The organism is uncultured Clostridium sp. (genome assembly GCF_963527835.1).
Classification (GTDB): Bacteria; Bacillota; Clostridia; order Clostridiales; family Clostridiaceae; genus Clostridium.
In genome coordinates, this window is record NZ_CAURTC010000003.1 from 186,079 (window position 1) to 198,705 (window position 12,627).

Genomic DNA, 12,627 nt, shown 5'->3' on the forward strand with positions numbered 1-12,627 from the left:
CATGATAGATATTGATTTTAATAACTTAATCAAGAAGGCTAACAATACTAGTTCAATATATACTGAAGGTGTGGTTAATAAAGTAATTGGTCTTACAGTTGAAGTAAAAGGCATAAAGGCATTCGTTGGAGAATTGTGTATTATATATAATGAAAAAAATACTCCTGTTAATTGTGAAGTCGTTGGATTCAAAGATGGTTTTGTTGTTTTAATGCCTTTAGATGAATTAATAGGAATTTCTCCAGGATGTAGAGTAGTTCCAATGCGTAAGCCCCTAAGTGTAAAATGTTCTGATAAATTGTTAGGTGAAATTATTGATGGACTAGGAAAGCCATTAAGGGGTGAAGAACTTGTTGAAGGAGAAGACTACCCACTAGAAAATAATCCACCAGATCCTTTGAAAAGAAAAAGAATTAAAGAAATAATGCCAACAGGTATTAGAGCTATAGATGGATTCTTAACTTGTGGCGATGGTCAAAGAATAGGTATTTTTGCAGGTAGTGGAGTTGGTAAGAGTACTACTCTTGGAATGATAGCAAGAGAAGCAAAGGCAGATGTTAATGTTATTGCTTTAATTGGAGAAAGAGGTAGAGAGGTTCTGGAATTTATAGAGAAAGATCTAGGACCAGAAGGTATGAAAAAATCAGTTGTAGTTTGTGCTACTTCTGATAAACCAGCATTAATAAGATTAAAAGGTGCTCTTACGGCTACTGCAATAGCAGAATATTTTAGAGATAAAGGTAAAAAAGTAATTTTAATGATGGATTCTGTTACAAGATTTGCAATGGCTCAAAGAGAAGTAGGTCTTGCAATAGGAGAGCCTCCTGCAACAAAAGGATATACACCATCGGTATTTGCTAAGTTACCTAAGCTTATGGAAAGGTCTGGAACATCAGAAGATGGATCAATCACTGCTTTTTATACAGTTTTAGTTGATGGAGATGATTTTAATGAACCAATAGCAGATGCGGTTAGAGGTATTTTGGATGGCCATATTGTATTATCAAGATCTCTTGCTCATAAAAATCATTACCCTGCTATTGATATATTAAATAGTGTAAGTAGACTTATGAATTCAATAGCTCCACCACAGCATATACAAGCAGCTTCTATCGCAAGAGATCTTTTAGCAACATATAAAGAGTCTGAGGATTTAATTAATATAGGAGCATATGTAAAAGGTAGTAATAAAAAAATAGATTTAGCAATTTCTTATCATGATAAAATAGAAGAGTTTCTGCGTCAGACTGTTAATGAAAAATCAAATTTTGATGAGAGTATAAGTTATTTAGTGTCAATGTTTGAATAGTAAATATCACACATTAGTGGTGGAGGTATGGTAAGTGGCAGAAAAATTTAAGTTTAGTTTAGATAAGCTTCTTGAAATAAGACAAGATAAAGAAGAAGAGAGCAAAAGAATTTTTACTGAAACACAAAGACAAAAGCAAAATACTGAGAAAAAATTAAATCAATTAAAGTTTAATTATGATAAATATAATGGAATTGTTCCAGGTGAAGATGTAGTATATCAAAAATTAAAGAGGTATTATCTTCAAGGACTTGAAACTGGAATTAAAGAAACTGAAAAAGATTTAGTTTTGAAGGATAAAAAAGTGAATGAAGCTAGAACTGATTTGGTATCTAAACAGGTTGATAGGAAAACCGTTGAAATATTAAAAGAAAAAAAACTTTTAGAGCACATTAAAGAGGAAGAAAGGGTTGAACAAGTTAACCTTGATGAAATAGCCCTTTATTCATATATGAGAAACATCAATGAAGGGAGGTGAGAATAAATGAAAATGAATATAAGTTCTAATTTAAACTTAACATCATTAAATGCAGAACCTAAAAAGACATCATCTAGAGTTAATAGTGCATCGTCTAGTAATGATAAAAATTACACTACAAAAAGTAAAGATGATACAAGCTTTAAAGATGTACTAAATGAAAAATCAAGTACAAAAGTAGAAAGTAAAAAAGATGATAGTAAAAATATAAAAGATAAAGTTGAAGTTGTAAATGAAAATGTTAATGACAAAGATGTTAATGTAGAAGATAAAATTAATGAAATAGAAGAGAAAATCGATAATGCATCAAAGGATGAAATTATTGAAATGTTAAATTCAATTTTTAATATGTTATCTTCTGTTAAAGATGAAAATATTGACATGAAAGATTTAAATTCTGATATATTGAATTCAATAATTAACAACTTAGGTAAAGAAAATAGTGCTTTGCCTAAACTTCTTGAAAATTTATTGACTGCGTCAGAAAGTCCATTAACTAATTTATTAAATTCTGATAATAAAGATTTATTAAATAAGTTATTGAGCAAGTTAGGAAATAAACTTGATGAAGATACAGATGTGTCAAATAAAGTTAAAGATTTAATGAGTCAAATATCAAGTTCATTAGAAAATAAGGAAAATAAAACTTCTAACTTTAATACTGCATTTAAAAATTTTGAGCAAAATGCCAATTCTCAAATGAATAATCAAAATATTGAAGAAGAAAAAGTACCTACAAGCACTTCAGATGAAGATGATTTTTTAAATAAGCTTTTAAACAATAATAAAGATGATAGCGTATTAAATAAAATCAATTTACTTTCTTCGAGAAATGAGATTAATTCAAATAATGTAGCTGTTCCAACTGAATCAGTAACAATTAATAAAGCAACTATGGGCGATGATTTAATTAAAAATGTTAAGCTTATGATTACAAACTCTATGAAGGAACTAACAGTAAAAATAAATCCAAAAGATTTAGGTCAAGTTACTATTAGTTTGATTCAAGAAAATGGAATCATGAAAGCAAACATAAAAGCAAATTCCAAAGAAACATTTGAACTTCTTTCTCAAAATTTAGTTGAAATGAAGAAAGCCATAGGTGAACAAAATATAAAAGTTGCTGATGTAAATGTAGAGTTATATCAAGAAGATACCACATTCTTTAAGGATGAAGGTTTTGGAAGAGGATTAGCAAAAGAAAATCAAAAACAAAATAGTAATAATAGAGAAGCATCTGAAATTGATTCAATTGAATTAGAAGATGATGTTACAGAAGATTTAAATAGTAATTTAGACTTTTTTGCTTAGGAGGTGAAGTTATGACTTATTCTATGAGTGATGTAAATGCAGCTCTTGGGAAAACTGATGCTAAGAATGCAGCAAATAGTAAGACTAATTCTACTCAAGGAAAAATGACAACTGATAGAGGAACACCAATATCTAAATCAGGTCAAGAATTTGATAAAAATTCATTTTTAAAGCTTTTATCAGCTCAGTTAGCTAATTTAGACCCAACGTCTGATCAAGATTCAACTGCATATGTTACTCAAATGGCACAATTTGCAGCTATGGAACAAATGTACAACTTAAATGATACGATGAGTACATTTGCACATCAACAGTTAGTTGGAAAAGGTGTAACGATGAATGTTGTAAATGCTGATGGTGAGTATTATACAGGGGTTGTAAGAGGTGTATCTAAAGATAATTATGGTACCTATGTTTCTGTAGAAGTCTATGAAAATGGTAAAAACATATATAAAGTATTTGATGTAAAAAATATACAAACTATATTAGATATACCAGAACAAAATGGTAATATGTTAATTAATTCAGACTTTTTAGCAGCTTCATCCTTAAAGGACCAAAAAGTAGTTATTTCTACTTATGATAAAGATGGCAAAAACATTATAACAAAAGGAACTGTAAAAAGTGCTTTTATAGATATGGGTGTTGTTAAAATAAGAGTTGAGACTGATAAACTGGATGAAGATGGGAAACCAATTATAGAAGATCATGAGTATTCAAACATAATAAAAGCAGGGGATTTAACAGAAGAAGATATGGATGTTAAACCAGAAGAACCAGAAGAGCCAGAAGAACCAGGTGAACCGGATGAACCAGATGAACCAGAAGACAATTCAAAAGTAGAAAATACAGATAAGTTGGATTCACAAAGTCGAATAAAAGAAGAAAAAGTAAGTGAAGTTTTAGGAATGGTAGATAATAAAGATAAGGCAGGATACAAAGAAAATTATGAAAATGAACTTAAAAAATTGCATAAAATATTAGGATAATAATTGAGTTATAGAATAATTAATGGTCAAGTGTATCCAGTTGGTGCTTTTGAACCTATTAAAAATACCAATCCAAAATCAATAATACAAACAGAAGAAAAGAACAGTTTTAAAGATGTATTAAATAATGTTATCAATAAGAATGAAGGTTTTATTGTATCGAAACATGCAGCAGAAAGACTAGATGAAATTAACTTTACAGATAAAGATATGCAAGAAATTGAAAAAGGATTCCAAATCGCAAAAGATAAAAACTCAAAAAACTCTGTTATTTTGTACAAAGATACTGCGTTAATTGCAAGTATAGAAAATAGAACATTAATAACAGCTGTTGAGAAAGAGAGAGCAAAAGATAATATATTTACCAATATAGATAGTGTGGTAATTTTATAGGCTGGACCTAAATTAAGGAAGCCTAAACTTGTTGAATGAAAGAGACAAGTTAACAAATTATGATTTGGAGGCATTAAATATGTTAAGATCAATGTATTCTGGAATAAGTGGAATGAAAACTAATCAAGTTAAGTTAGATGTTATAGGTAATAATATAGCCAATGTAAGTACAACAGGATTTAAATCATCAAGTGCAAGATTTTCTGATATGCTTTATCAAAATGCTGGAGAGGCAACAGCACCAACTTCAACAAAAGGTGGTACAAATGCTAAACAAGTAGGACTTGGATCACAACTTTCAAGTATAAATAAAGTTATGGGACAAGGTAATGCATTATCAACAGGAAGAAGTCTAGATGTATGTGTTGATGGTGATGGATATATCATGGTAAGTAAGGGCCCAGAGGTTTATGCAGGTGACAAAACAGATACAAAAAATACTATAGGAATAAGTACGTCAGGAAAATTAACTGGTGGTGGAGAAAATGAAATTCTTTATACACGAGATGGTAATTTTACTCTTGACCATGAAGGAAATCTTTTAACAGCAGATGGATATAGGGTTATGGGATATTTGCTTAAAGATGGAGATGATGGTAAACCAAGTGTGGCTTGGGGAGAAAAGGATGGCGATGATCCAGTAACTAATTATGTGGATGCAGATTCTAAAAATTTACACGCTGTTGGTGAAGGGGCACAATTGAATACTTTAAAGATACCAGATAAAGTTTTAGCACCCAAAAGAGATGCAGATGGAAAACCAACTGATGTATTTGTTGAAGTACCAGTTAGAAGTTTTTCTATAGGAAAAGATGGAGTAATCACTGCTGTACTTGGAGATGGTAGTAGAACTGCTCTTGGTCAAATAGCTATGGCTACCTTTAAAAATCCAGAAGGACTAACATCAATAGGGGGAAACCTATTACAAACATCTCCTAACTCAGGACCAGAAATAATAAAGACTCCAGTAGGAAAGTTAGCAACTGACTTTAGTGATAATAGCAAAGGCTTTGGAGAATTTGTACAAGGTGCTTTAGAATCATCAAATGTAGATTTAACAGAACAATTTACAGATATGATAACAGCAACAAGAGCTTTCCAAGCCTCATCAAAAATGATTACTACAGGTGATGAAATACTTCAAACAATAACTGGCTTAATGAGATAAAATTAGGATAAAACTTATATTCAGAATTTACACTCCGGCTGAATAGTAGCTTTATATGCTATATAATTTGAAGAGATGAATTGATTATTAACAGTTTATAAATAAAACATAAAACTTTAATGATTATTGATAACAAAAGATAAAATTTTAGAATAAATGGAGGAAAATTAAATATGTTAAGATCGATGTACTCAGGAATAAGTGGGATGAAAGCTAACCAAGTTAAATTAGACGTTATAGGTAATAATATAGCCAATGTAAGTACAACAGGATTTAAATCATCAAGTGCAAGATTTACAGATATGCTTTATCAAAATATGTCTTCAGCAACAGCGCCAACTTCAACAAAAGGTGGTACAAATGCTAAGCAAGTAGGTCTTGGAGCACAACTTGCAAGTATAAATAAAGTTATGGGACAAGGCAATGCACTATCAACAGGAAGAAGCTTAGATGTATGTATAGATGGTGATGGATACTTAATAGTTGGAAGTGGTAATACTTCATATGGTGGAGCTGATGGAACAGAAGGTGGTAACCCTATAGATGGAAATCTAGGTTTAGGACCAGGTGGGAATATGGATATATTATATACTAGAGATGGTAATTTAACTTTAGATCATCAAGGAAATTTAATAACAGCAGATGGTTACAGGGTTATGGGATATTATCTTACAGGAACTGATGCTGATGGTAATGTGATAAATAGTGTTGGTGTAGATGCAGATGGAAATCCCATAGCAAACTTTGTAGATGCTGATGGAAAACCAAAAGCTATAGGAGCTGAAGATGGAAATGTTAAATTACAACCATTGGTTATACCTGACAAAGTTGTAACTGGAAAAACTGATGATGGTAAAGATATAACACAACCTGTTAAAAGTTTTAGCATAGGTAAAGATGGAGTAATTACAGCAGTTCTTGGTGATGGTAGTAGAGCTGCACTTGGACAAGTAGCTATGGCTAGTTTTAAAAATCCAGAAGGCTTAACAAGTGTTGGTGGAAATCTTCTACAATCATCACCTAACTCAGGAGAAGTAATAATAAAAACACCAACTGGTGGAATTGGCGCTGATGATAGTTTATTAGACAACAGTAAAGGCTTTGGAGATTTTATTCAAGGAGCGCTTGAAGCATCAAATGTAGATTTAACAGAACAATTTACAGATATGATAACAGCAACAAGAGCTTTCCAAGCTTCATCAAAAATGATTTCAACAGCTGATGAAATCCTTCAAACAATTACAGGATTAATGAGATAAGATAATTTAATGATTAGGGAGTAAAGTGTTTTCTCTCTAATCATTTAAATAAATAATATGAGAGTATAAAATTTATGCTTTATGGGAGGAAGTCAATGATTGAATTAACAGGAATGAATAATAAATCATTTATATTAAATGATGACCATATTGAAAAAATAGAAGAAGTTCCAGAAACTTTAATTACACTAAGTAATGGAAAAAAGTACATAGTTATCGAAAGTGTAGATGAAATTAAATTTAAAATTCTAAAATATAAAAGAGAAATGTTTATGCAGGGAAGATAGAGGAGGCATTTAGTAATGAAGAAAACTGATATAATGACTGCTGCTGGATTAATAATGGGTTTAGGATTAATGATTTATGGAATGGCAAGTGGAGGTTCAGGTGCAAGTAACTTAAAGCTTTTTTGGGATGTACCTTCAATAGCTATAACATGTGGGGGATCTATTGCAGCAGTAATGATTGTATATCCACTAGATGAAATAAGAAAAGCAGGAATATTATTTCTCCAATCATTTAAAGAACCAAAGTCGTCTACAATGGAAACAATAAGTCAGTTTACAGAACTTTCAAGAAAAGCTAGAAGAGACGGGTTATTATCTTTAGAAGATACAATATCTCAATTAGAAGATAAATTTTTAAAAAAAGGCTTACAAATGGTTGTTGATGGAATAGAACCGGAATCTATAAAAGAAATATTAGAACTAGATATATCAGAAATGGAAGTAAGACATAAATCAGGAGCAGGAATTTTTTCAGCTTGGGGAGCATTTGCACCAGGATTTGGTATGTTAGGTACACTTATAGGATTAATACAAATGCTTGCAAATTTAACTGATTCTAGTACAATAGCATCAGGAATGGGTAAAGCTCTTATAACAACATATTATGGTTCACTTATAGCTAATATTTTTGCATCACCAATAGCACAAAATTTAAATAATAAAAGTCAAAAAGAAGTTGCTATAAAAGAAATGATGCTTGAAGGTATACTTTCAATTCAATCAGGAGTAAATCCTAGAATTGTTGAGGATAAATTAATATCTTATTTATCACCACAAGAAAGAATAGTTTATACTCAAAATAATTCAGAAAACAATGAAGGGGTTGCATAGAAATGGCTAGGAAAAAAAAGTCGGATGATGGTGGTGGCTTAAGAGGAGATGAGTGGCTAGCAACTTATTCGGATTGTGTTACATTACTTTTAACCTTTTTTATTTTACTTTATTCCATGTCAAGTGTTGATGCACAAAAAGTACAATCAATATCTCAGGCTTTTGTATCAGTTATGACAGGCCAGTCAGGTGACACATTTCTTCAGTATAACCAATATGATGGAAAGGTCCCTATAATTGGAGGAGAATCAGATACTGAAGGTGTAATTGATGCAGAATCTTTAGGAAAAGAAAGTATGTATCAAGATGTAAAAGATTATGTTGAAAAAACTAATTTATCTGGAGCTATGGATATTATTCAAGACCAACGTGGAGTTATTCTAGAATTAAAAGACAGTGTTTTATTTGAATCAGGTCAAGCAGATTTAATTCCTGGAAGTAAAGAAGTTTTAGATAAAGTTGATACATTGATTTCGGCATTACCAAATTCAGTTATAGTAGAAGGTCATACTGATAATGTACCTATAAGCAATTATAGATATGCAAGTAACTGGGAATTATCAACTCAAAGAGCTGTAAATGTAGTTAAATATTTTGTTGAGGCAAAAAGCAATGATCCAATGAAATTTAGTGCAGCAGGTTATGGAGAGTACAGACCAATAGTTTATAATAATTCAGAAGAAAATAAAGCTAAAAATAGAAGGGTTAATATATTAATAATTAATGAAAAAGATAATGAGGAGTGATAATAATGGCTGATAAAGATAAGGGTAAGGATAAAGAATCAAAGGGCAAATCAGGCAATATGAAAACTGTTATAATATTTGTGGTAGCTTTACTGCTTGTTGGTGGAGGCGTATTTGCTGGAACTTATATATTCATGCAAAAAAATGCTACTACAGTTGTTAAGGAACGATCTCTTGATATAACTTATGTAGATATGGGAGAAATCACTGCAAACTTAGCAGATGAAGGCGGAAAAAGATATTTTAAAGGTCAAATATCAATAGGGTATGATAAGACAGATAAAGATGCTGCAACTGAACTAGAAGAAAAAAAAGTTGTAGTAAGAGATTCAATAATATTTTATCTAAAGTCTTTAAAGATTGATTATATTAATGATACTAATAATGAAAAAGAAATAAAAGATCAACTTATGGATAAAATAAATAAGCAATTAACAAAGAGTAAAATAGTCGATGTTAGATTTGATAGCATAATAACTCAATAGAAAGAAGAAAAAATATGGAATTTAGTTTTTTTAAGATGATTCTAAATTTAATAATGTCTTTATTAGTTGTCTTTTCACTTATGTTTTTAACATTTAAGATATTAGGGAGCAAGGTAAAAGAAGTTAATGACAATAAGTATGTAAAAGTTATAGATAGAACTCAAATAACGAAGGAAAATTCTATAGTAGTAATCAAAGTAGGTAATAAAGGATATTTACTTACAAATACACAAACAGGTATGGAAAAACTAGAAGATTTATCTGAAGAAGAAATTAATAAGATTGAAGAAGATAAAATAAATAATATGTATCTTATAAATGAGTCATATATAAAGAAATATGAAAATATGAAGAAAAAAGTTTTAAATGTATTTAAGAATTATACATCAAAGGAAGATAAATATGAAGAAAAATAAAAATAAAGTTATGTTTGTGTTGATTTTAGCTTTTGCTATTATAACATTTTGTGGAATCAAAGCATATGCAGTTCCTGAAGGCATAGATTTGCCACAAGTAAATGTAGCTATTGGAGATGGTGAAAGTAGTCCAAATGATTATGTTAATAACATAAAAATACTAATATTTTTCACGATTCTTGCAGTACTACCATCTATAGTTATAATGTTAACATCTTTTACAAGAATAGTAATTGTATTTTCATTTATTAAAAGTGCTATGGGTGTACAACAAGCGATACCTAATCAAATTCTAACAGGATTGGCATTGTTTCTTACTATATTTATTATGTCACCAGTATATAATGAAGTTAATACAAAGGCTTTTAAGCCGTATATTGAGCAGAGTATAACGCAGGAAGAAGCTATTGAAATAGGTTCAAAACCAATAAAAGATTTTATGCTGAAACAAACTAGGGAAAAAGACTTAGAGTTATTTGTAGAGATTAACAATGTAAATAAAGAGGAATTAACTAGAGAAAACATTCCATTTACAACTTTAATTCCTGCATTTGCAATAAGTGAGTTAAAGACAGCATTTCAAATAGGATTTTTAATATATTTACCATTTATAGTAATTGATATGGTTGTAGCAAGTGTACTGATGTCCATGGGTATGATGATGTTACCCCCGGCTATGGTATCATTGCCATTTAAATTATTATTATTTGTAATGGTAGATGGATGGTACTTACTCGTAAAATCGTTAATTATGAGCTTTTCGTGAGGTGAAAATTTATGAGTCAAGCTTTATTAAATGGTGTTGTTAAAGATACTATAATAGTTGCGGCAAAACTAGCAGCTCCAATACTACTTGTAGTATTAATTGTTGGATTGCTTATAAGTATTATACAAGCAACAACTCAAATTCAAGAACAAACTTTAACTTTTGTTCCTAAATTAATTGCTGGAGCTATTATTGGAATATTTTTAGGAAGCTGGATGCTTCAAACCTTAATGTCTTTTACAACAAGAATATTTGAATTAATTACAAAAGTTACAGCGTAAAGGGGAGGTAGTGCATTGTGATTGAAACGGCCTACTTTCTTGCATTATTTTTTATATTTTTAAGATTAACATCTTATTTTGTTACTGTTAATGCATTTTTTCAAACAGGAACACCACATATATTAAAAGGAACATTAAGTTTAATAATATCTATTGCAGTATTAGCTGGGGTAGATTATTCAACTGTGAATGAAATAAATAATGTATATTATTTAATTATTTATGGATTAAATGAAGTTATGACCGGATTAGTGTTAGGTTTCATAACTAATATGATTTTTGAAGTAGTAAAATTTGCGGGAAGCTGGATGGATATTCATGCGGGATTTTCTATGGTGTCAGTATTAGATCCAACTTCACACTCTCAAACTACTTTACTTGGAAATCTTTCTTATATGATAGCCACAGTTATTTTCTTTATTGTGGATGGTCATCACATAGTAATAAAATTATTAATTGAAAGTTTTAGAATAGTACCTATTGGTCAAACATTAGTTTATCAAGAAACTATGATGGCTGTAATATCTACTATTACTGAATACTTTGTATTAGGAGTGAAAATAGCAGTACCAATAGTGCTGATAATTGTTATAACTGATTTATGTTTAGGATTGATATCAAGAACTGTACCGACAATTCCAATAATGATATTTGGTTTACCAATTAAAAATTTATTAGGACTTATTACATTTGTAATTTTACTACCACTTATATTTAAAATAGTTAGTAATGCAGTTTATAATTTATCAGATGTTTTTGAACATATTTTCAAAGCAATTCCTGCAATTCCTATAGCACTGATATTTGCAGATGAAAAAACAGAAGAAGCAACTCCAAAGAAAAAATCGGATTCAAAGAAAAAAGGACAAGTGGCTCGAAGTAAAGATGTAAGTGTTGCCATTACTATGGCTGCATGTACACTGGCGATTTCTATGTTATGGGGAAGTTTAGTAAATACCTTTAAAGGTGTTTTAACTTATTTTTTAACATTCCCAAGTTTAAAAGATTTTAATGAATTAACAGCTACTAATTTTGTTACTTTTAGCCTTTTAAAAGTAGCTACTGTATTTTTACCATTTGCATTAGCAATAATGATAGCAGGAGTAGCATCAAGTATAATTCAAACAGGTTTTATGATAACAGGAGAACCGTTAAAACCATCATTAGGTAAATTAAACCCGTTGAAGGGTTTAAAAAATATGTTTTCTAAAAGAAGTTTAGTTGGTTTAATTAAAAATGTGGTAGTAGTAACAATAATATCTATATTAGCTTATAAGTATGTTAAGGATAATTATGTTGATATAATAAATATTTCGAATTTATATTTACCTTCTTTAGGGAATGAAATAAAAAATTTAGTAATAGGAATATTTAAGCAGATAACATTAGCATTAGTTATTATTGGTGCAACTGATTATTTTGTACAATTTAGACTTCATAATAAAGAATTGAAAATGACTAAACAAGAAATTAAGGATGAATATAAGCAAGCAGAGGGAGATCCTCAATTAAAAGCGAAAATAAAGCAAAAGCAAAGAGAAATGGGAATGAGAAGAATGATGCAATCTGTTTCAGATGCTACAGTTGTAATTACAAATCCTACTCACTTAGCTATTGCATTAAAATATGAAGAAGGTGGAAACATGGAAGCACCTAAAGTTGTTGCTAAGGGTGCAGACAATGTTGCACTTAGATTAAAAACAATTGCTAAAGATAATGATGTTCCTATTGTTGAGAACAAGCCATTAGCAAGGTTAATGTATGATAGGGTAGAAATAGATCAAGATATACCTCAAGATTTATATCAGGGGGTAGCAGAAGTACTAGCAATAGTATTGAAGTTAAAGAAGAAATCTTAGTTTTATATTAAATAAAGGGTGGGATAAGGTTGGGACTTGGAAATAAAAG

At 30.1% G+C, this 12,627-nt stretch carries 15 protein-coding genes; all 15 read left to right on the plus strand.

The features are described from left to right. Position 1 precedes the first annotated feature (1 nt). The 15 genes from fliI (at position 2) to RYM86_RS03330 (ending at position 12,578) form a co-directional block, all read left to right on the plus strand. Positions 2-1,309, plus strand: coding sequence for a flagellar protein export ATPase FliI (gene fliI, locus RYM86_RS03260; RefSeq protein ID WP_315077744.1), 1,308 nt, complete (start codon positions 2-4; stop codon positions 1,307-1,309). A gap of 34 nt (positions 1,310-1,343) precedes the next feature. Continuing rightward, complete coding sequence (gene fliJ, locus RYM86_RS03265; protein WP_315077745.1) at positions 1,344-1,787, plus strand: flagellar export protein FliJ; 444 nt, start codon at positions 1,344-1,346, stop codon at positions 1,785-1,787. 6 nt (positions 1,788-1,793) lie between these two features. Next, positions 1,794-3,098: a flagellar hook-length control protein FliK gene (locus RYM86_RS03270; RefSeq protein WP_315077747.1), complete on the plus strand. Its 1,305-nt coding sequence runs from the start codon at positions 1,794-1,796 to the stop codon at positions 3,096-3,098. 11 nt (positions 3,099-3,109) lie between these two features. Continuing rightward, positions 3,110-4,087 (plus strand): flagellar hook capping FlgD N-terminal domain-containing protein, encoded by a 978-nt coding sequence (locus RYM86_RS03275; RefSeq protein ID WP_315077748.1) that lies wholly within the window; start codon positions 3,110-3,112, stop codon positions 4,085-4,087. Positions 4,088-4,090: 3 nt separating this feature from the next. Continuing rightward, the gene (locus RYM86_RS03280) at positions 4,091-4,480 is read left to right on the plus strand and encodes a TIGR02530 family flagellar biosynthesis protein (RefSeq protein WP_315077749.1); all 390 of its coding nucleotides are present in this window, start codon (positions 4,091-4,093) and stop codon (positions 4,478-4,480) included. A 79-nt stretch (positions 4,481-4,559) separates the two neighbouring features. Further along, a complete protein-coding gene (locus RYM86_RS03285; RefSeq protein ID WP_315077794.1) occupies positions 4,560-5,648 on the plus strand; it encodes a flagellar hook-basal body complex protein in 1,089 nt (362 codons plus the stop codon). Positions 5,649-5,821: 173 nt separating this feature from the next. Then, positions 5,822-6,907, plus strand: a complete 1,086-nt coding sequence (locus tag RYM86_RS03290) for a flagellar hook-basal body complex protein (protein ID WP_315077750.1) — start codon at positions 5,822-5,824, stop codon at positions 6,905-6,907. Between the two features lie 95 nt (positions 6,908-7,002). Beyond that, the gene (locus tag RYM86_RS03295; protein ID WP_315077752.1) at positions 7,003-7,194 is read left to right on the plus strand and encodes a flagellar FlbD family protein; all 192 of its coding nucleotides are present in this window, start codon (positions 7,003-7,005) and stop codon (positions 7,192-7,194) included. Positions 7,195-7,209: 15 nt separating this feature from the next. After that, positions 7,210-8,025 (plus strand): motility protein A, encoded by an 816-nt coding sequence (locus RYM86_RS03300; protein ID WP_315077753.1) that lies wholly within the window; start codon positions 7,210-7,212, stop codon positions 8,023-8,025. 2 nt (positions 8,026-8,027) lie between these two features. Then, positions 8,028-8,771 carry a flagellar motor protein MotB gene (locus RYM86_RS03305; RefSeq protein ID WP_315077755.1) on the plus strand — a complete coding sequence of 248 codons (744 nt, stop codon included), beginning with the start codon at positions 8,028-8,030 and terminating at the stop codon, positions 8,769-8,771. 5 nt (positions 8,772-8,776) lie between these two features. After that, positions 8,777-9,256: a flagellar basal body-associated FliL family protein gene (fliL, locus tag RYM86_RS03310; RefSeq protein WP_315077756.1), complete on the plus strand. Its 480-nt coding sequence runs from the start codon at positions 8,777-8,779 to the stop codon at positions 9,254-9,256. Positions 9,257-9,270: 14 nt separating this feature from the next. After that, positions 9,271-9,672, plus strand: a complete 402-nt coding sequence (locus RYM86_RS03315) for a flagellar biosynthetic protein FliO (RefSeq protein WP_315077758.1) — start codon at positions 9,271-9,273, stop codon at positions 9,670-9,672. Further along, positions 9,659-10,438, plus strand: a complete 780-nt coding sequence (fliP, locus tag RYM86_RS03320) for a flagellar type III secretion system pore protein FliP (protein WP_315077759.1) — start codon at positions 9,659-9,661, stop codon at positions 10,436-10,438. Before RYM86_RS03315 ends, fliP begins: the two co-directional genes overlap by 14 nt. Before the next feature lie 11 nt (positions 10,439-10,449). Then, positions 10,450-10,719, plus strand: a complete 270-nt coding sequence (locus RYM86_RS03325) for a flagellar biosynthetic protein FliQ (protein ID WP_003373041.1) — start codon at positions 10,450-10,452, stop codon at positions 10,717-10,719. Between the two features lie 17 nt (positions 10,720-10,736). Further along, positions 10,737-12,578, plus strand: coding sequence for a fused FliR family export protein/FlhB family type III secretion system protein (locus RYM86_RS03330; protein WP_315077761.1), 1,842 nt, complete (start codon positions 10,737-10,739; stop codon positions 12,576-12,578). Positions 12,579-12,627: the final 49 nt, after the last annotated feature.